Source organism: Amycolatopsis sp. lyj-112 (assembly GCF_046549055.1).
Classification (GTDB): domain Bacteria; phylum Actinomycetota; class Actinomycetes; order Mycobacteriales; family Pseudonocardiaceae; genus Amycolatopsis.
Genome location: NZ_JAJPWS010000003.1, coordinates 127,827 through 146,863, shown reverse-complemented (window position 1 = coordinate 146,863; position 19,037 = coordinate 127,827). Strand labels below are relative to the sequence as shown.

Sequence of the window (19,037 nt, the reverse complement as noted above, 5' to 3'; positions counted from 1 at the left end):
TCAGATGGCGGTGTGCAAACGGCGCCGGATGGGGGAATCCCGCGGTCAATCCTCCACAAAGGACACGTCGCCGAGCCTGTTCGTCGGCTGTCGGTTCCTGTCGGATACCTGTCGATCACGCTCCGGAGGTGCCGCCGGGGGTGCCCGGTGTCCTACCGTGGGCCCGGCCAGTTGAATATTCACCGACCAGAAAGCTGATACCCGATGTTCGCTCGTTTCAAGGATGTCGCTCTCCTGCTGGGCCGGATCGGGGTCGGTGTGGTGTTCCTCGCCCACGGCCTGCAGAAGTGGGAAAACGGGATCGACGGCACTGCGAAGTTCTTCGAGCAGACGGGCATTCCGCTGCCGACGCTCGCCGCGATCTTCGCGATCGCGGTGGAGATCGTGGGAGCCGTCTTGTTCATCGCCGGTTTCTTGACGCCGTTGGTGGGCCTCGGTTTCGTCGTGGTCTCCGTCGGCGCGCTGCTCTCGGTGCACCTCGACAACGGCCTCACCGGTCAGGGCGGTTACGAACTCGTCCTCGTCCTGGCGGTGGCCGGTCTCGCGCTCGGCTTCAACGCCGGGAAGTTCTCGCTCGACCACGTCCTCTTCGGACGCAAGCGTGAGGCGAAGCAGCTTCAGGACGCCTGACCCTCCCTCGGATGCTATGAACGGGCCTTTCCTTGCAAATTTTGCAAGGAAAGGCCCGTTCATAGCACTTCAGGTACTTCAGGCAGGGAGATCCGCGGTCGTCCGCTCGGCTTCGCGACGGGCGGCCAGCTTGGCCGGGTCCGCATAGGTGACCTGGACGAGGTGGGCGCCGGCCGCGAGAGGCGTCAGGAACCCGTCGAGAATCCCTTCGGTGCCGGTCCATTCCACAGTGGACAGCACGCGATCCTCGACTGACAGCCCCAAGCCTGAAGCCCGGGAACGGGCTTCGGCGAGTACTTCGTCCACAGTGGACGATCCGAGTGCGGGGGTGTCGCCCGGGATGGGCGACAGCGGGCTGAACTGGTCGCCCGAGAGTCGCGCCTCGGTCAGGTAGTCCAGCATCCCGTCCGGCAGGGCGCCAGGGGGCAGCCCGAGACCCATCGGATGCAGCGAGACGACGGCCGTGGCGTCCGCGTCGGAAGCGCCGTCCGGCACGATGAACGCCACCCGCGCGCCCGCGGTGTCCGTCACCACCCTCGCGCCGCACCACCAGGCGCCCAGCAGGACGCCGGCGGTCTGCCAGTGCGACGGCAGCACCACGGCGACCTCGTCGCCCGGCTCGACGTCGAACTCGTCGACCAGCCAGTTCGCGGTCTTGGCGGCCCAGTTCACCGTGGTCGCCACGGACAGCTCGACCCGGCTGCCCTGCTTGTCGTCGTAGTGCGTGATCAGCGGTTTCGCGGGCGACCCGAGCAGGGGTCGCAGCAGCAGTTCGGTGAGGCTCACGCCCCCCAAGCTAGTTCACGCAGGGAACGCCCGCGGCGAGCACGGGTGCCGCGCCCGGCGCGCCGCCGCCCCCGGAGGGCGCGCCCCGGCCCACCAGGCCGGTGACGAAGGTCCGCACGGCCGCCGGGTCGATCTCGACGATGCTCTGGCCGTCGGCGCTCCGCCCGTTGATGTTCACCACCGGGATGGTCGTGAACGTCAGGTCGCCGGACGCGATCCCCTTGGCCTGCTGCGCGAACTCCAGCAGGTCCAGTCCCTCGTCGAGGACTATCGACCGGCGCACGACGTCCATCAGGTTCCCCATCGTCGACGGGCTGGTCAGCGTGCCCGCCGAAAGGACCTGGTTCAGCGCCGAGGACAGGAACGTCTGCTGCCGCACGATGCGGTCGAGGTCGCCGCGCGGCAGGTTCTTCCGCTGGCGCACGAAGGAAAGCGCCTCACCGCCCGAGACGACCTGCTCCCCGCGCCGGAAGTCGGCGCCGGAGTCCTTGTCCTCGGTGGAGTGGTTCAGGCAGACCTTGACCCCGCCCAGCGCCTCGGTCAGCAGGTAGAACCCGAGCAGGTTGACCTCGGCGTAGTGGTCGATGCGGATCTGCGTCAGGTCCTGAACGGTCTGGACCAGTGCCTTGCGGCCCTCCTGGTCGGAATCGCGTTCGAGCTTCGCCTGGTCCGGCTCACCGCGGTGGGCGTTGGCGTAGTTGGTCTTCGCGACGCCGTACGCCGAATTGACCTTGTTCTTGCCCCGGCCGGGGATGTCGGTCCAGGTGTCGCGGGGAATCGAGACACCGGACGGCTTTCCACCGTTCTTCGGGATGCGCAGGATGATGATGGTGTCGGTGTTGACGCCCGGCTTCTCCTCGGTCCGCAGTTCTTTGAGAACCCTGGGCGGCAGCGGATTGCCCTGTGCGTCGGTGCGCGCGTCGCTGCCCACCAGGAGGATGTCGTTGGCGCCGTCGTCGGCGGGCGGGGCGGCGGGGTCGTCCGGCTTGCTCAGCGCGTTCGTCGTGGGGACGTTGTTCTGCAGCTGGTCCTTGGTGACGTAGGCGTAGCCCGTCGTGCCGAGGGCGAGCAGCGACACGAGCCCGAGAGCGATCCGGCGGGTGATCCGGCCGGCGCGGCGCAGCGGCCGCTCGGGGACGGAGAGGACGCCCGAGACAGGTTCGTCCTCGGCCGGGGCGGTCGGCTGGGGGAGCGGATTGCGCGGGTAAGGCGTCGGGATGAACCGGGGTTTTTCGTCACTCTCGGTGTCCGATTTGGCCTCGTCGCCGGTGTCTTCCGATGTCGGCTCCTCGGCATCCGGCTCCTCCGGACGCTCGTCGGCCGCCTTGTCTTCGCTGTCCATCCCTGTTCACCTCCCCTGCCGCTGCCCGCTTAGTCCGATCGTAGGAGAAGGCTAGGCCAACTCGCGTACGGCCACGCTGAGTACCCGGACATTAGTTGACGCAGGGCACTCCGCCCGCGACGATCGGCGCGCTCGAGGGCGGAGCGGCCGGTGCGCTGGACGAGGGTTGAGCCGGTCTCGAAGCGTTCGACGACTTCGGCGGGGTGGTGGCCGCACCGCCGGCACCGGCGGACGCCCCCTTGAAGTCCTTGCCGAGCAGGACCCGGATCTTGCCCGGGGCGACGTCGCGATCCGCCTCGGCCTGCACCGTGGTGCCGAACACCTGCCGGATCAGGGCGAGCGCGTCGTCGTCACCCGGCGCGTACCGGATGACCGTGGAGTTGCGGGTGCTGAGCTTGGTATCCGCCGCGAGTTTGAAACCCTTGCCCTGCAAGAGGTTCCGGGTCTCGGTGGCGACCGTGGGCGAACCGGAGCCGTCGAACAGTTCGACGGTCACCGCTTCCGCGCCCGGAAGGCGTGCCGACGTCTCGGGCGACTGGGGCTGGCCGTCGGAGGCCAGGCGGCTGATCTCGGCCTGCACCTGCGCCGGGTCGACCCTGAGCACGGCGGCGCCGCCGATGGTCGCGTCACCCTGGGTCGGAATGGTGTGGAACTCGACGTTGCCGCTGGTGAGCCCGCGCATCTGCTCGGCGAACTCCGGCAGGTCCCAGCCCGCCGACAGCACGACCGACTTCTTCACCGCTTCGATGAGGCCCGCGATCTTCGCCGGGTTGGCCAGGACGTCGGTCGAGAGGACCTTGTTCGCCAGCCCGGACAGGAAGGCCTGCTGCCGGGCGATCCGGTCGAGGTCGCCGTTCTGCAGGTCGTACCGCTGGCGGACGAACGCGAGCGCCTGGACGCCTTCGACGGTCGAGCGGCCGGCGGGCAGATCCACGCCGGACTTCTTTTCCTTGACCGGGCCGTTGAGGCAGACGTCGACGCCGCCGATCGCCTTGGTGATCTCGTAGAAGCTCGACAGGTTCACCTCGGCGTACCGGTCGATCATCTTCGGCTTGCCGATGAACTTCTCCAGCGTCGCGATCAGGTTCTTGCGGCCGGCGTCCTTCGCCTTCGCGTCGACGTCCTTGAGATCCGCGTTGCCCTGCTGCTGCAGTGTCTTCGACGTGTCGTTGTAGGCGTACACGTACGCGCTGTTGAGCTTGTGCTTGCCGAACCCGCCGGTGATCTCGACCCACGAGTCGCGCGGGAAGGAGATCGCGACGGCCTTCTTGCCGTTCTGCGGGATGTGCACGAGGATCATCGTGTCGGTCTGGCGCTCGCCGTCGGAGTTCCCGGCGTGCAGCATGTCGAGGACCTCGCGCGGCAGCGGGTTGCCCTGCGCGTCGGTGCGGCTGTCCTGGCCGACCAGCAGGATGTCGATCGCGCCGTCCAGCGGTTTCGCCGGCGGGTGGCCGTTGTCCTCGAAGATGTTGGTGGTGGCGAACCCCTTCGACGGGTCGCCGATGAACTGCCAGCCCCACCAGGTCAGCGCCAGGATCGTGATCGAGAACAGGCTGAACACGACCTTCACCCCACGACGGGCGAACACCACGGCGCCGCCGCCACGGCGCGCCGGAATGGGTGGCCCGGGCCACTCGGTCACGTGCGGTCCTCCACGACTTTCTCCCCAGGGCACACTCGTGCCTCTCTGAAGACTTTACTGATCCCTCTGTTAGACGTCCGTAGGCTGGTGAAAGGTTGCCCCGGTCGTGACACACTCGGCTGGTCCGAAAGTCGTCAAAGGAGGATCCCGGGATGCGGGTGCTGGTCACCGGAGGAGCCGGGTTCATCGGTTCGCATTACGTGCGCCAGGCGCTGAGCGGGGCGTATCCGACCCTGGCCGACGCCGAGGTCGTCGTGCTCGACAAGCTGACCTACGCCGGCAACGAGGCCAACCTCGAGCCGGTGAACAAGAGCCCGCGCTACCGGTTCGTCAAGGGCGATATCTGCGACTCCGCCCTGGTCAGCGACCTGATGCGGGGTATCGACCTGGTCGTGCACTTCGCCGCCGAGTCCCATGTGGACCGTTCGATCGCGGGGTCCGCGGACTTCGTGCTGACCAATGTGCTCGGCACGCAGACCCTGTTGCAGGGTGCGCTCGAAGCCGGGGTCGGGAAGTTCGTGCACGTGTCCACCGACGAGGTGTACGGGTCGATCGACGAGGGTTCCTGGACCGAAGACCACACGTTGGAGCCGAATTCGCCGTACTCGGCTTCGAAGGCGTCCTCGGATCTGTTGGCACGTTCGTTCTTCCGGACACACGGTCTGCCCGTCTGTGTCACGAGGTGCTCGAACAACTACGGTCCGTACCAATTCCCGGAGAAGGTCATTCCCCTCTTCGTGACCAACCTGCTCGACGGCAAGAAGGTCCCGCTGTACGGCGACGGACTCAACGTGCGTGACTGGCTGCACGTGGACGATCACTGTCGTGGCATCCAGCTCGTCGCCGATGGCGGCAGGCCGGGCGAGATCTACAACATCGGCGGTGGCACCGAACTGACCAACCGCGAGCTGACCGAGCTGCTGCTGACCGCCGTGGACGCCGGCTGGGACAGCGTCGAACCGGTCGAGGACCGCAAGGGGCACGATCGCCGGTATTCGGTCGACATCACCAAGATCAGCGAGGAACTGGGATACACGCCGCAGGTGTCCTTTGAGGACGGTCTGGCCGAGACGGTCGCCTGGTACGCGGGCAACCGGTCCTGGTGGGAGCCGCTGAAGAACCCCGCGGGGGAATGACGGTGCTGAGCATTCTCGTGCCGGGCGGGTCCGGCCAGCTGGGGCAGGACATCGCGGCGCTGCTACCGGACGCGTCCACGCCGTCGTCGGCGGAACTGAACGTGCGCAGCACCGGCGAGGTCGTCGCCGCGGTGGTCGACCTGGCCGACCGGGCGCGGGAAGCCGGGACGTCGCCGGTGGTGATCAACGCGGCGGCCTACACCGCCGTCGACGCGGCGGAAACCGATGAAGAGCGGGCGTTCGCGGTGAACGCGGACGGTCCCCGGGTACTCGCCGCGGTGTGCTCCTCGCGCGGAGTTCCGCTCATCCACGTGTCGACGGACTACGTCTTCGCCGGGGACGCGACTTCGCCGTACGAGCCCGGCGATCTGCTGGGACCGCTCAACGCCTACGGCCGGACGAAGGCGGCCGGCGAGGACGCCGTACTCGGCTCCGGTGCGCGATCCTGGATCGTGCGGACGTCGTGGGTATACGGTAAGAGCGGGTCGAACTTCGTGAAGACCATGGCGCGCCTGGAAAAGGAGCGCGAAGTTCTGTCCGTTGTGGATGATCAGACCGGGTCGCCGACGTGGTCGCGTGATCTCGCCGCCGGGCTGCTGGAGCTGGCCGGGCGGATCGTTTCCGGGCAGGGACCGGCGCAGCGGGTGCTGCACTGCACGGGTGGCGGGTCGACGACGTGGTGCGGGTTCGCGCAGGCGATCTTCGCGGAACTCGGCGCGGATCCGGCGCGGGTGAAGCCTTGTACGACGGCGGATTTCCCGCGTCCGGCGGTCCGGCCGGCGTACGGGGTGTTGTCGAACGCTTCGTGGCTCGAGGCGGGCCTCACGCCGATGCCGGACTGGCCCGACGCGCTGAAGGCCTACTTCGCTTCTTGATCCTTGCCGCGTTTCGTCCTCTAGTTGCGGTACTTGCAGTGGGCAACTACCGCAAGTAGAGGACGAAACGCGAAGGGGGTCAGTGCTTGGTGCTGGCCTGGCGGTAGGCGGCGACGGTGAGTTCGGCGCACGCGCGCCAGGTGAAGTTCGCGACGTGGGCGCGGCGAGCGGCCGAGGTGGCGACGGCGTGCGGGTCGCTGACGGCGATCCGCAGAGCCTCGACGAGACCGTCGACGTCTTCGTAAGGCACCAGGCTCGCGCAGTTCCCGGCGACTTCGCGCAGCGCCGGGATGTCCGTGCACACCACGGGCACGTCCGACGCCATCGCCTCCAGTACGGGGAGCCCGAAGCCTTCGTCGCGCGAAGGCAGCACCAGCGCGCTCGCCCCGGCGACGACCCTCCGCAGGTTCACGTCCGACAGGTAGCCGACGTGCCGCGAACGCGGTCCCACCGAGAACGAGCCGGGACCGACGAACACCAGTTCCGGTAGATCCGGTGCGGCGTCGTGGGCACGCTGCAGCCAGGCGAGGCCCTTGCGAGGGCCGGGGGCACCGGCGAAGAGCAGGTATTTGTCGGGGAGGCCGAGTTCGTTCCGGCGCTCCTTGTCCGGCGGGCGCGCGGTGAACCATGCGGGATTCACGCCGAGCGGGGTGACCACGATCTTGCGGCGGTCCACGTCGAGCCGTTCGGCGATCCGGTCGGCGACGGCGTTGGTGGGCGTACAGATGACGTCGGCGAGGCGGGCGCCGCGGCGGACCAGTTGCGGCAGTTCGTGATCGCTCGGCGCGAGTTCCTCGGGAGCGTCCAAAAAGGCCAGATCGTGGATCGTCACCACGCCCGCCGCGCGGAACCGGCCGGGCAGCACGAAGTTGGTTCCGTGCACGACATCCGTCGGACCGGCGAACAGTTCCACCGGCGGTAGCTGCGATCGCAGCCACGCCTTGCGCAGCAACCGTGCCGCGACGGGCATCCCGCGGGCCTGCACGCCGTGGGGCAGCACCTTCCGCAGGCGCCGCCAGCCGCGCAACGTGAACGCGACCGCGCGAGTGTCCACTTCGGGCATTGAAGCGAGCTCTTCGGACAACGCGACGGTGTACCGGCCGATACCGGTCCTGGCACCGAGAAGCGGGGTCCCGTCGAGCAGGACGCGCAAGGGACGGTCAGCCACGGCGAAGCCTCTGCTTGGCGACCTTGACCACTCGGCCGCCGACGCGCCGCGCGAGTTCCTTCGGGCCGCCGTCGGAGAGGTATTCGCGGATCAGGTCGACGTCGCGGCGCAGCATTTCCTTGCCCCGCACCGCTTCGGTCAGCACCAGGTCTTCCGAGCCGGGCAGCCGGTCGGCCGCGGGACGCGGGTTCCGGCAGAACTCCACGAGCGGTTTCAGCGCTTCCGGCCAGGCGTAGCGCTGGGCGACCGCGGCGATCCGCTCGACGCAGCCCGCCGCGAACTCCTCGTCGTACAAGGACTTCTCGAGCGCCTCGGCCAGCGCGTCCACGTCTTCGGCCGGGACGACGACGCCCAGGCGTTCCTCGCGGACCAGGTCGGCGAACGCGTCGCCGTCGGTGGTGACGATCGGCAGGCCGGCCCACAGGTAGTCCAGCACCCGCGTGCGGAACGCGAACGTCGTCTCGACGTGCTCGAAGTGCGTGGTGACGCCGCAATTCGCGTCCAGCAGCCAGTTCTGGCGCTCCTCGTAGGGCACCCAGTGCTCGTTGAAGAACACGTGTTTGCCGGTCAGGCCGAGGGTCTCCGAAAGGAGCATGGTGCGTGCGCCGATGTCCATCTCGGCGACCTCGGGGTTGGGATGCTTCATCCCGAGGAACACCAGGCGGACGTCGCCCCGGCGCTGCCGCAGCTTCTCGATCGCGCGGACCAGGGTGAGCGGGTCGAACCAGCTGTAGACCCCGCCCGCCCACAGCACGACGTGGTCGGTCTCGCCGATACCGTCCAAAGTGGACCGGAGGCCGGGGCCGGTGCGCGTCGGCGCCTGCGGCGAAAGCCCGAACGGGACCACCGAAAGCAGCGACTGCGTGGTCGGGTCGGCGTCGTACAGACGCGGCGTCAGCCTGCCCATCGCGGCCAGGTGCCCGAGCCAGAAGTGGCGCTGCCGCTCCGACGCGCACAGGAAGAAGTCGCCGCGCTCCAGTTGCGCGTCGAGCACCTTGGTGACGCCGATGAGGTCCTTCGCGCGCTTGTCGTCGGCGACGCCCTTGCCCTGTTCGAGCAGTTCCAGGTGCATCGGGTCGTACAGGTCCGCGACGACGATCTTGTGCGCGTACTGCTTCTTCAGCGCGGGCGCGAGTTCGAGCACGTGGCCCTGCAGCACGATGATGTCGGCCCAGGCGATCGGGGCCTCCAGTTCGCGCCGCGTCGCCGCGCTGACCTGGAACGCCGCCGCGGGCGGGTCGGCGCGCGGGTTGACCGTCACCAGGTGGACGTCGTGTTCGGCGGAGAGGGTCGCGGAGATGTTCCACGCGCGGATCGCCGGGCCCGCCATCCGCTCGGTGATCGCGTCCCCGGTGATCACCAGGATCTTGCGGCGCTGCCCGAAGAGCGCTTCGATGCCGAACGTCTCGACCAGGATGTCGTGCGCGGCGAGGTAGCGCGGAAGCGGATACGCGGGCTCCAAAGCCTTGCGCATCAAGGGAAGAAGATCGGCGTCGGTGCGGACGCGGGCGGCCTGTTCGACGGCGCGCGACTCGGCCAGCGAGGGCAGCAGCTCGACGAACTGGTCGATCGCCAGCATCCCGGCGAGCGTGGTCCTCGGCACCGCGACCGGGCCGGTTTCGGCCGGGCCGACGCCGTGGGCGAGGTCGAGCTGGGTGGCGTCGAGGTCGCCGCGCGCGGTCGCCCGGCGGACGGCCAGTGCCAGCGCCGCCGGCAACGCACGCGACAGCGTCTCGTCGGAGAGGTTCTTGTACAGCGCCGCCAAGGCGTTGCGCTCCAGCAGGAACGTCTCGCGACCGGAGTCGGGAGCGTCCACTGTGGACATCGTGGCGTGGTGCTTGTGGTAGGTCAGCGACTCCGGCAGGTACCGGACGCGCCAGCCGCGCAGGTTCAGCCGCCAGCCGAGGTCGACGTCCTCGTAGAACATGAAGAACCGCTCGTCGAAGCCGCCGAGTTCGGCGAACACCCCGGCGCGGACGAACATCGCCGAACCGGTGGCGAACAGGACGTCCTTGGCGGTCTCGTGCTCGGCGGCGGGAACGTCGGCCAGCGGGCTGCCCGCGTGGCGCTTGTAGCCCATGCCGAACCAGGTCAGGCCCGCGTCGACGAAGTCGGTGCCGGTGCCCTCCCAATCGAGGACCTTGCTGGCCACCGCGGCGACCGTCGGCTGCGCGCGCAGTTCGGCGACGGCCGTGCGCACCCAGCCGGGAGCCGGGCGGGCGTCGTTGTTGAGGAAGGCGAGGACGGTGCCGGTGGCGTGCTTCGCGCCGAGGTTGCAGCCGCCCGCGAAACCGGTGTTGACCGGGGACTCGACGAGCTTGACGCCCGGAGCCGCCGCCTTGATCTCGGCCACGTCGGTGCCGCCGGAGGCGTTGTCGACGCAGATGACCTCGAGGTTCGGGTAATCGTGTTCAGCGAGCGCGCGCAGGCAGGTGACGGTGTCGGCGGCCCCGCGATAGTTCACCACGATCACCGAGACGACCGGTTGCGTTTCCCCCTGCGTCAAAGCAGTACTCCCTGCACTCGATTGGCCCAAGCTTAAGGCCCGGCCCACGCCTCCCAGACCGCGCCTCGGCCGAGCGCCGCGCGCCGTCCGATGGCCCGCCTTTCGAGCAGCGTGCGAGGCAGGCGGGCCGCGACGGCGCCGAGGACCCGGCACCGGAGGCTCAGACGGAAATTGGGTGCCGCTGGTTTCTTGGTATGACGGAGCCCTCGGAGGGGGAGGACGAGGGTGAGTGCGGCGAACCTCACCAGCTGGCGGATCGCGATCGACCTCGGGGCACACCGGAGAAGGGTCAGCAAACGATTGCGTTCATTCCACAGGTGGAACTGGACCGAGCCGGGGTGCGTACTCGCACCATGCTCATGGGTGACCTCGGCGTCCGCGCTGACGATGTCCCAGCCCGCCAGCCGGAGCCGCCAGGCGGTGTCGGTGTCCTCGTAGTAGCAGAAATACGACGCCGGGACGCCGCCGACGGACCGGAGCGCCTCGGCGTTCAGCACCGCCGCGCCCCCGCAGAAGCCGAACACCTCGTCGGCGGGTTCGGTCAGGTCGGCGCCGTGGCCGTCGGCGGTGAGGCGGACGCCGGTGGACTGGACGGTGCCGTCGGCGAGCGCCAGCCGGGCGCTCACGGCAGCGGCGAGCGGAGCCTTTTCAAGGGTGTCTTCGCAGGTCGCGAGCCAGTTTGGACCCGGCACGGCGTCGTCGTTCAGCCAGGCCATCAAGGGGGTGTCCACTTTGTCCAGTGCGGCGGCCATGGCGCCGGCGTACCCGGTGTTGCGCCGCAGCCGGAGCACCTCGGGCCGGGACGGATGGGCGGCCAGCAGCGCGGCCGTGCCGTCATCGGAGGCGTTGTCGACGACCAACGCACGGTGCGGGCGGGACTGCGCGGCGAGCGCGTCGAGGCAGGCGGTGATGTGCGCGGCGCCGCGCCAGGTGACCACGACGACGGTGGTGCTGGGCTCGGCGTCGGTCATGCCAGAGAGAATAGAGACCATGCCCGAACTGGTCGTGCTCGCCGAGCAGCTGCTGGCGCCCGTCCCCGGCGGAACCGGCCGCTACACCGCCGAACTGCTGCGGGCGCTCGCCGAGACGGCGCCGCCGGGCTGGACGGTGTCGAGCGTGGTCGCGCGGCACTCCGATATCGACACTGTCGACGCGGCCTTGGTCGAGGGCGTCGAGGGGCCGCGTGTGCTGCCGGTCCCGCCTCGGGCGCTGATCGCGGCCTGGCAGCTGGGCCTGCCGTGGTGGCCGGGCGGCGACGCGGTCCACGCGCCGACGCCGCTCGCGCCCGCTCGTGTGCCGAAGGGGCGGACGCTGTCGGTCGCGGTGCACGACACCGTGCCGTGGACGCATCCCGAGACGCTGACCCCGCGCGGCGTCGCGTGGCACAAGGCGGTGATCGCCCGCGCGGCGCGGCGCGCGACCGCGCTGACCGTGCCGACGCGAGCGGTCGCGGACGAGCTCGCCGGGCTGGTGCCGGTTTCGGTGCCGGTGCGCGTGATCCCGCACGGCGTCCGGCCTGGCGTTTCGTTCGCCGAGGTGGCGCTGCCCGAGCGGTACGTGCTGGCGATCGGGACGATCGAGCCGCGCAAGGGCATCGACGTGCTGATCGACGCCGCCGGCCGGATCGGGGTGCCGCTGGTGCTGGCCGGGCAGCCGGGCTGGGGCGGGATCGACCCCGGGGCGCTGGCGCGCGAGCACGGCGCCGACGTCTGGCTGCTGGGGAAGGTGACCGACGCGGAGCTGGCGTACGTGCTGAAGGGCGCGTCGGTGCTGGCGATGCCGAGCCGGGCCGAAGGGTTCGGGCTGCCACTGATCGAGGCGATGGCGGCCGGGGTGCCGGTGGTGCACTCGGACGTCCCGGCGCTGGCCGAGGTGGCCGGGGGAGCGGGCGTCGTCGTACCTGTGGGTGATGCGCAAGCGCTTGCCGATGCCCTGAAAGACGTTCTCGAGACACCCGGAAGGGCTGCCGCCCTGCGTGATGGCGGTCTCAGCCGGTCGAGTGAGTTCACCTGGAAGCGTGCGGCATCCGCTGTTTGGGGCCTTCACCTGCGCGATCAGTTTGTCGGTTCCCGACCGCGGGGCTAGTGCGCCGCCGTACCCTGCAGGGGTGACCGATGACCCTCGCGTGCTGATCGACGCGACCGCCGTTCCCGTGGACCGGGGTGGCGTCGGTCGCTACGTGGACTCACTGGTCGCGGCACTCGACGAGGACGGCGCGCGGATCACGGTCGTCTGCCAGCCGCGGGACGCCGTGCTGTACGACCGGCTGGCGCCCGGGGCGCGGATCGTGCCCACCTCGCCGTCGACGTCGACCCGGACGGCCCGGCTGACCTGGGAACAGGCGACACTGCCCCGGCTGGTCCGGCGCCTCGCCGCCGACGTCGTCCACTCGCCGCACTACACGATGCCGCTGGCCAGCCCGGCCGCTTCGGTGGTGACGCTGCACGACGCGACCTTCTTCACCGACGCGGTACTGCACTCCTCGGTGAAGGCGCGCTTCTTCCGCGCCTGGACCGCGACGGCGCTTCGCCGCGCGACGCTGTGCGTGGTGCCGAGCATCGCCACGGCGAGCGAACTGGAGCGCGTCGGCCAGACGCGGACGGCCGACATCGAGATCATCCACCACGGTGTCGATGCGGACCGCTTTCATCCGCCGTCGCCCGCCGAAGTCGAGGCGGCGCGACAGGCCGTCGGGCTCGGGAAGACGCCGTACGTCGCGTTTCTCGGCGCGCTGGAGCCGCGCAAGAACGTGCCGGCGCTGATCCGCGGTTTCGCGCGCGCCGTGATCGGCAGGCCGAACCCGCCCGCGCTGGTGCTGGCCGGGCAGCCGGGCTGGGATTCGCAGGTCGAGCGCGCGCTCGACGCCGTACCGCACCGGCTGCGCGTGATCCGGGCCGGATACATGCCTTTCGACACGCTCGCCGGCTTCCTCGGAGGCTCCGAACTGGTCGCTTATCCGAGTCTCGGCGAGGGTTTCGGCCTGCCGGTGCTGGAGGCGATGGCCTGCGGCGCGAGCGTGCTCACGACGCGGCGGCTTTCGCTGCCGGAGGTCGGCGGGGACGCGGTCGCGTACTGCGGTGTCGGCGCCGGCGACGTCGCGGCGGCGATCACGGAACTGCTCGACGACCCTTCGCGGCGCGCGGAGCTGGCCGAAGCGGCGCAGAGGCGGGCGAAGGAGTTCTCGTGGGCCACGACCGCGGAGCGGCACCGGGAGGCCTACGCGAAAGCTTGGCACCGGCACGCGCAGCGTCGGGCGGGCTGAAGGGGCACTGGCGGGTCAGCTCCCAGCGCCTTCCTCGCCGTGAGTCGCGGTGCGGGATTGGGGTATAGTTGTCGGTGCGAGGTCCCTGTGGGGCCGAGTATGAGAGCCCGCGACGCGTCCGGACGGTCGTCTCGCGGGCTTTTCGCTGTTCACAGGTCGATGACCGACTCGATGAGCCGGCCCGCTCTGCGGCGCCAATTGCCGCCAGCACCGAAACACCACCCCACCGCATCGGAAATCCACAGCAGTGGTTCCGCGGTCGAGTTCAAGTGCTCGTAAGTGAGCTCGGTTTTCGAGGGGCGGTGGCCGAGAGTCAGCTGCAGGGTCTTGCGATCATGGAGATCGCGATGGTCCCGGGAGTCGAGGACCAGCCGATGAGCACTTTTGGCAAGCAGATCGGTGACAGCGCGTTCGAGGCATTTCTGCCGGGTGTCTTGTTGCGACTTCAAGGGCGGATATGCGGTCGATCAGCCGCCTGCGACGAGGTTCCTTCTCTTTCTTGAAATGCAGCTCGCGTGCGCCGGGCAGCAGCAATGTGTTCAGCTCTCTTCGTGAGGGCGCAAGCTGTGCCGGGGCGACCAGGGTCATGCACAGGAGATAGCGCTGGTCGCGCACCGATTCATCGATGAAGGCGTGCACGGGCATCGGTCCATTCTGCCCGGACGTGATTGCGGAAAGAAGTTAGATGAGTACTCTCAGTTGCGATCTTGCACTTTGTGTCGCTGGGGGTGGGGGCCGGAATCGCGTTGGGTGACGGGTGGACAATGGCCGCGTGACTGAGCACCCCAGCTACGGCGACGGGCTCGCCGTCGTGACCGTGACGTACTTCCCCGGCGAAACCCTCGAGCGCTTCCTCGACACGCTTGAAAAGGCGACGGACCGGGACGTCCAGGTCGTCGTCGCGGACAACGACTCCACGGACGGCGCGCCGGAGAAGGCCGCCCGCCGGGAGAACGTCAAGCTGCTCAGCATCGGCGAGAACGTCGGGTACGGCACGGCCGCGAACCGCGGCGTCGCGGAACTCGACGACAGCTACGGCTGGATCGTCGTGGTGAACCCGGACCTCGAATGGGAGCCCGGTTCGCTCGACGCGCTTCTGGAGGTCGCCGGGCGCTGGCCGCGCGGCGGCGCGTTCGGCCCGCTCATCCACGATCTCGACGGCACCGTCTACCCGTCGGCCCGGCTGCTGCCGTCATTCGGCCGCGGGATCGGGCACGCGGCGTTCGGCAAGATCTGGCCTGGCAACCCGTGGACGCGCCAGTACCGCCAGGAGTCGGGTACCCCGGTCGAGCGCACGGCGGGCTGGCTTTCCGGTTCGTGCCAGCTGATCCGCCGCGAGGCCTTCGACTCGGTCGACGGGTTCGACACGCGGTATTTCATGTACTTCGAGGACGTCGACCTCGGCGATCGTATCGCCCGCGCGGGCTGGCTGAACGTGTACGCGCCTTCGTCCAGCGTCATGCACATCGGCGGGCATTCGACGTCGCAGGCTTCGGAGAAGATGCTGCGGGCGCATCACGACAGTGCCTACCGCTACCTCGCGGACCGTCACCGCGGCCTCCTGTGGAAGCCGGTCCTGCTGGCAGTGAAGGCCGGTCTCGCGCTGCGGCTCAAGCTGGAAACGCGCAAGAAGTAGCCGTTCCGGTCAACGGAACTCACGCGACCCGGCACCGGCTCGTCGTTACCGTCGGTGCATGACCTTCCCGGAGTTGGACGCCTGGCTGATCGATCGCGCTCGTGAAGACCGGTTCTCCGGCGTGGTCCTGATCCGTCGTGGCGACGAGACGTTGTTCGAGCGCGGGTACGGCCTGGCGAGCCGCCGCTGGACGGTGCCGAACGCGTCCGACATCCGCTACGACACGGCGTCGATCACGAAGCTCTTCACCGCCGTCGCCGCGCTGCAACTGGTCGACGAGGGACGGCTGGACCTCGATCGCCCCATCGGCGAGATCATCGACGTCGGCGGTACGGCGATCGCGGCCAAGGCGACCACGCGCCACCTGCTCACGCACACCTCCGGGATCGCCGACGACGCCGACGAGGAGGCGGGCGAGAGCTACGAGGCGCTGTGGATCGACAAGCCGGTGTACTCCGTCGTGAACACGCGCGACCACCTGCCCAATTTCGCTTACAAGGCCCCGAATTTCGCGCCGGGTGAGGGCTGCCGGTACTGCAACTCGGGCTACGTCCTCGCCGGGCTGGTGATCGAGGAGATCACCGGCAGGCCGTATCGGGAGCACGTCCGGGAGACCGTTCTCGATCGCGCCGGGATGGCGGACTCCGGCTTCTTCGACCGGCGTGACCCGCAGCCGAGGGTCGCCGAGGGCTGGGACCAGGTCTACGACGGCGAGCGGGTCGCCGGCTGGCGGCAGAACATCTTCAGTTACCCGCCGATCGGTTCAGCCGATGGAGGCGCCTACTGCACCGTCGGCGACCTCATCCGCTTCCTGCAGGCGGTCCGGGAAGAGCGCCTTCTGACGCCGGAGGGCACGAAGCAGTTCCTGATGCCGCAGGTGCTGCACAGCAAAGGTGTCTGGTACGGCTTCGGCCTCGAATTCGTCCTGGACTCCGACGGTGCGGTGCGGAACTACTACAAGGACGGCGGGAACATCGGCGTCTGCTCGATCGCGCGGCACTATCCGGCCGAGAGGCTGGACGTCGCGATGCTGTCCAACGCCACCAACGGTGGAGGAGCGGCGATCCAGGAGATCGATCGGGTGATCCGGGCTTCCTGAGGTACCCCCCAATGCTATGAACGGGCCTTTCCTTGCAAAATTTGCAAGGAAAGGCCCGTTCATAGCATTGGGGGTCGAGGGCTAGATGCCGTCCAGCCGTCGCGAGAGGTTCGAGCGTCCTCCCTGGTTCTGCTTGACCGTCGGCACCAGGCCGCCGATCTCCGCCTCCGCGGTCTCCTGCTCCGATTCGGGCCGCTCGATCAGCGGGCTCTGCACCGGCGCGGCGGGAGGCCTTCGGGTGAGCGGGGTCGTCGGCTGCGGCAAGGGCCGGGTCGGGTTGTACTGCTGCAAGGCAGGCTGGCGCGGATACGGCTGGGGCCGCGTCGAGCCTTCGGCCCGCACTGGTGCCATGTCCAGCCGCGTCGTCGGCTCAGGTCCCGCCAACGGGTGATCGTTCTCCGCGATCAGTGACGCGGGTAGCTGAGTGGTGGTGTCCGGGTCCGACGAACGGTCGATCTCCGCGACCACCGATCGGGGGATCTGCTGGGTATTCGCGGAGTCCATCGGCGACGTCGCGTTGTCCGGTGTCACGACGAAGGCTCCACGCGCGCTGGCGCGTGCGAGCAAGGCGTCCGCCCGAGCACGGGGGTCCATCCCCTAGGCCTCCCGACTGACCTGGGGCCCTCTGGGTTCAGGGCCGACTGTGTGCTGTCTAGGGTAGGCCCTCGGGGCGGCCGCCGTCAGGGTTTCCCGCGGCTTGTCGTCCGGCGGCGCGTGATACAGGAGGAGTTTTCTGTGACGTCTGAGGTCAAGGCCGATGCCGTGGTGCTCGTCGGGGGGAAGGGAACCCGGCTGCGTCCACTGACCCTTTCGGCGCCGAAACCGATGCTCCCAACGGCGGGTACGCCGTACTTGAGTCACCTGTTCTCGCGTATCCGCGAGGCCGGGATCACCCACGTTGTACTGGGAACTTCGTATCGAGCCGAAGTTTTCGAGGAGTATTTCGGAGACGGGTCGGCGCACGGCCTCGAACTCGAGTACGTCGTCGAGGAAGAGCCGCTCGACACGGCCGGCGCCATCCGCAACGTCTACGACCGGCTCCGCGCGGACCACGTGATCGTCTTCAACGGCGACATCCTCTCCGGAGCGGATCTCGGAGAACAGTTGCGGACGCACACGGAATCCGGAGCCGATGTGACTCTGCACCTGCAGCGCGTGCCCGATCCCAGCCGGTTCGGCTCGGTCCCGACCGACGAGAACGGCCGCGTCACGGCCTTCCTGGAGAAGACGCCGAACCCGCCCACCGACCAGATCAACGCCGGTTGCTACGTCTTCCGCCGCGAGGTGATCGAGTCCATCCCGACCGGCCGCCGGGTCTCGGTCGAACGGGAGACCTTCCCGTCCCTGCTCGAAAACGGCGCGCACCTCCACGGTTTCGTGGACTCCTCCTACTGGCTCGACGTCGGCACGCCGGAAGCGTTCGTCCGGGGCAGCTCGGACCTCGTCCGCGGGGTGGCGCCGACGTCGGCCTTGCCGGGCCCGGTCGGTGACGCCCTCGTGCTCGACGGTGCCAAGGTGTCGGTCGACGCCGTCCTGCGCGGCGGTACGACGGTCGGCACGGGCGCGGTGATCGGCAGCGGCGTGACCTTGGACGGATCTGTCGTCTTCGACGGCGCGGAGGTAGCCGAAGGCGCCGTCGTGGAGCGGTCGGTGCTCGGCGTCGGAGCGAAGGTCGGCGCGGGAACCGTGCTTCGCGGCGTCGTGATCGGCGATGGTGCTTCGGTGGGCGCGGGCTGCGAACTGCTCGACGGCGCCCGCGTCTGGCCCGGCGTGACGCTGCCCGACGGCGGCGTCCGGTTCTCGAGCGACGCCTAGCCATGCGCTGGACCCCCGGCTTCGAGCTGGACCTGGATTCGGTTCTGGGTCCGCTGAGCCGTGGGTCGCGGTCGCCGAACGTCGCTCGCACCGAGAGCGGCGTCACCTGGCTGGCCGCCAACACCGCGGACGGTGCGGGCACGCTCGCGCTGCTGCGGCGCTCCGACGGCGAGATCGAGGCGGAGGCCTGGGGGCCCGGCGCGGACTGCCTGCTCGACGGCGTTCCGGCGATGCTGGGCGCGCACGACGACGACTCGGAATTCGTGGCGCACCACGACGTCATCGCTTCGGCACGCCGGCTCAACCCGGGGCTGCGCCTGGGTTCCACCGGCCGGGTGTGGGACGCGCTGGTGCTCGCCGTCCTGGAACAGAAGGTGACCAGCACGGAGGCGCTGCGATCGTGGAGTGAACTGTGCCGCTGGTTCGGGGAGCCCGCGCCGGGGCCCGGGCCGTCGAGGTTGCGCGTGCCGCCGACGCCGGTGGCCATCAGATCCATAGTGGACTGGAAATGGCATCGCGCCGGGGTGGACCTGAAGCGGCGGACGGCGTTGCTCGGCGCCGCCCGCGTGGCGCACCGGCTGGAGAAGGCCGTCGAACTCAAGGGTGTCGAAGGCCGGGCCTGGCTGCGGAAGGTGCCCGGGATCGGCGTGTGGACCGCGGCCGAGATCGCGCAGCGCGCCTGGGGCGACCCGGACGCGGTGAGCTTCGGCGACTACAACATTCCCTCGATGGTGGGTCACGCGCTCGTCGGGACGAAACTCGACGACGCGGCGATGTCCGAGGTACTGGCGCCGTACTCACCCCATCGGCAGCGCGTCGTGCGCTACCTGTCGGCGGCGGGCTTCCGGCGTCCGAGATTCGGCCCGAAGATCGAACTCCGCGACTACCGGGCCATGTGAGCTACCCGCCCCAGCCCTGCGGCGGGTAGGGCCCCTGCTGCTGGCTGGGGTACTGCGGCGGCTGCTGCGGGTACTGCTGGTGGGGGAACTGCTGGTACTGCTGCGGCGGATACACCGGGTGCTTCGGTTTGGTGAGGGTCTTCACCAGGAAGAAGATGCCCACGCCCACTCCGGCGAGGATCAGGAAGATGATCAGCAGCATCAGCACGTTGACTCCCATTTCGTGAGGTTAACCGGTCGA

At 69.2% G+C, this 19,037-nt stretch carries 18 protein-coding genes; 9 read left to right on the top strand and 9 right to left on the bottom strand.

Annotated elements, in window-relative coordinates; genetic code table 11:
* Nucleotides 1–204 precede the first annotated feature (204 nt).
* Nucleotides 205–630, top strand: coding sequence for a DoxX family protein (locus tag ACLJRL_RS12605; RefSeq protein WP_410656314.1), 426 nt, complete (start codon nucleotides 205–207; stop codon nucleotides 628–630).
* Nucleotides 631–708: 78 nt separating this feature from the next.
* Here ACLJRL_RS12605 and ACLJRL_RS12600 read toward each other — a convergent pair whose 3' ends face one another.
* The 3 genes from ACLJRL_RS12600 to ACLJRL_RS12590 all read right to left on the bottom strand — a co-directional run bounded on the left by ACLJRL_RS12600 (nucleotide 709) and on the right by ACLJRL_RS12590 (nucleotide 4,400).
* Nucleotides 709–1,416, bottom strand: coding sequence for a TIGR03089 family protein (locus ACLJRL_RS12600; protein WP_410656313.1), 708 nt, complete (start codon nucleotides 1,414–1,416; stop codon nucleotides 709–711).
* 10 nt (nucleotides 1,417–1,426) lie between these two features.
* Nucleotides 1,427–2,758 carry an LCP family protein gene (locus ACLJRL_RS12595; RefSeq protein ID WP_410656312.1) on the bottom strand — a complete coding sequence of 444 codons (1,332 nt, stop codon included), beginning with the start codon at nucleotides 2,756–2,758 and terminating at the stop codon, nucleotides 1,427–1,429.
* Between the two features lie 91 nt (nucleotides 2,759–2,849).
* Nucleotides 2,850–4,400: an LCP family protein gene (locus ACLJRL_RS12590; protein WP_410656311.1), complete on the bottom strand. Its 1,551-nt coding sequence runs from the start codon at nucleotides 4,398–4,400 to the stop codon at nucleotides 2,850–2,852.
* Nucleotides 4,401–4,552: 152 nt separating this feature from the next.
* Between ACLJRL_RS12590 and rfbB the strand changes: the two genes are divergently transcribed.
* On the top strand, nucleotides 4,553–5,536 hold the full coding sequence (gene rfbB, locus ACLJRL_RS12585; RefSeq protein ID WP_410656310.1) for a dTDP-glucose 4,6-dehydratase: 984 nt from the start codon (nucleotides 4,553–4,555) through the stop codon (nucleotides 5,534–5,536).
* Nucleotides 5,533–6,411 (top strand): dTDP-4-dehydrorhamnose reductase, encoded by an 879-nt coding sequence (rfbD, locus tag ACLJRL_RS12580; RefSeq protein WP_410656309.1) that lies wholly within the window; start codon nucleotides 5,533–5,535, stop codon nucleotides 6,409–6,411. The genes rfbB and rfbD overlap by 4 nt, the downstream gene beginning before the upstream one ends.
* A 79-nt stretch (nucleotides 6,412–6,490) precedes the next feature.
* Here rfbD and ACLJRL_RS12575 read toward each other — a convergent pair whose 3' ends face one another.
* The 3 genes from ACLJRL_RS12575 to ACLJRL_RS12565 are packed head-to-tail and all read right to left on the bottom strand — an operon-like array spanning nucleotide 6,491 to nucleotide 11,056.
* Complete coding sequence (locus ACLJRL_RS12575) at nucleotides 6,491–7,579, bottom strand: glycosyltransferase family 4 protein (RefSeq protein ID WP_410656308.1); 1,089 nt, start codon at nucleotides 7,577–7,579, stop codon at nucleotides 6,491–6,493.
* Complete coding sequence (locus tag ACLJRL_RS12570) at nucleotides 7,572–10,085, bottom strand: glycosyltransferase (RefSeq protein ID WP_410656307.1); 2,514 nt, start codon at nucleotides 10,083–10,085, stop codon at nucleotides 7,572–7,574. Before ACLJRL_RS12570 ends, ACLJRL_RS12575 begins: the two co-directional genes overlap by 8 nt.
* A 32-nt stretch (nucleotides 10,086–10,117) precedes the next feature.
* On the bottom strand, nucleotides 10,118–11,056 hold the full coding sequence (locus ACLJRL_RS12565; RefSeq protein WP_410656306.1) for a glycosyltransferase family 2 protein: 939 nt from the start codon (nucleotides 11,054–11,056) through the stop codon (nucleotides 10,118–10,120).
* Nucleotides 11,057–11,075: 19 nt separating this feature from the next.
* Between ACLJRL_RS12565 and ACLJRL_RS12560 the strand changes: the two genes are divergently transcribed.
* The gene (locus ACLJRL_RS12560; RefSeq protein ID WP_410656305.1) at nucleotides 11,076–12,170 is read left to right on the top strand and encodes a glycosyltransferase family 4 protein; all 1,095 of its coding nucleotides are present in this window, start codon (nucleotides 11,076–11,078) and stop codon (nucleotides 12,168–12,170) included.
* Between the two features lie 40 nt (nucleotides 12,171–12,210).
* Nucleotides 12,211–13,347, top strand: coding sequence for a glycosyltransferase family 4 protein (locus ACLJRL_RS12555; RefSeq protein ID WP_410656903.1), 1,137 nt, complete (start codon nucleotides 12,211–12,213; stop codon nucleotides 13,345–13,347).
* Nucleotides 13,348–13,496: 149 nt separating this feature from the next.
* Here ACLJRL_RS12555 and ACLJRL_RS12550 read toward each other — a convergent pair whose 3' ends face one another.
* Nucleotides 13,497–13,796: a hypothetical protein gene (locus ACLJRL_RS12550; protein WP_410656304.1), complete on the bottom strand. Its 300-nt coding sequence runs from the start codon at nucleotides 13,794–13,796 to the stop codon at nucleotides 13,497–13,499.
* Between the two features lie 323 nt (nucleotides 13,797–14,119).
* On the opposite strand from ACLJRL_RS12550, the gene ACLJRL_RS12545 reads away from it, so the two are divergent.
* On the top strand, nucleotides 14,120–14,983 hold the full coding sequence (locus tag ACLJRL_RS12545) for a glycosyltransferase family 2 protein (protein WP_410656303.1): 864 nt from the start codon (nucleotides 14,120–14,122) through the stop codon (nucleotides 14,981–14,983).
* Between the two features lie 58 nt (nucleotides 14,984–15,041).
* Nucleotides 15,042–16,082: a serine hydrolase domain-containing protein gene (locus tag ACLJRL_RS12540; protein WP_410656302.1), complete on the top strand. Its 1,041-nt coding sequence runs from the start codon at nucleotides 15,042–15,044 to the stop codon at nucleotides 16,080–16,082.
* 81 nt (nucleotides 16,083–16,163) lie between these two features.
* On the opposite strand, the gene ACLJRL_RS12535 is transcribed toward ACLJRL_RS12540, so the two are convergent.
* Nucleotides 16,164–16,676 carry a hypothetical protein gene (locus ACLJRL_RS12535; protein ID WP_410656301.1) on the bottom strand — a complete coding sequence of 171 codons (513 nt, stop codon included), beginning with the start codon at nucleotides 16,674–16,676 and terminating at the stop codon, nucleotides 16,164–16,166.
* A gap of 141 nt (nucleotides 16,677–16,817) precedes the next feature.
* Here ACLJRL_RS12535 and ACLJRL_RS12530 point away from each other — a divergent pair, with 141 nt between their 5' ends.
* Nucleotides 16,818–17,897 (top strand): sugar phosphate nucleotidyltransferase, encoded by a 1,080-nt coding sequence (locus ACLJRL_RS12530; RefSeq protein WP_410656300.1) that lies wholly within the window; start codon nucleotides 16,818–16,820, stop codon nucleotides 17,895–17,897.
* 2 nt (nucleotides 17,898–17,899) lie between these two features.
* Nucleotides 17,900–18,796: a DNA-3-methyladenine glycosylase family protein gene (locus ACLJRL_RS12525; RefSeq protein WP_410656299.1), complete on the top strand. Its 897-nt coding sequence runs from the start codon at nucleotides 17,900–17,902 to the stop codon at nucleotides 18,794–18,796.
* A gap of 1 nt (nucleotide 18,797) precedes the next feature.
* On the opposite strand, the gene ACLJRL_RS12520 is transcribed toward ACLJRL_RS12525, so the two are convergent.
* A complete protein-coding gene (locus ACLJRL_RS12520) occupies nucleotides 18,798–19,016 on the bottom strand; it encodes a hypothetical protein (RefSeq protein ID WP_410656298.1) in 219 nt (72 codons plus the stop codon).
* Nucleotides 19,017–19,037: the final 21 nt, after the last annotated feature.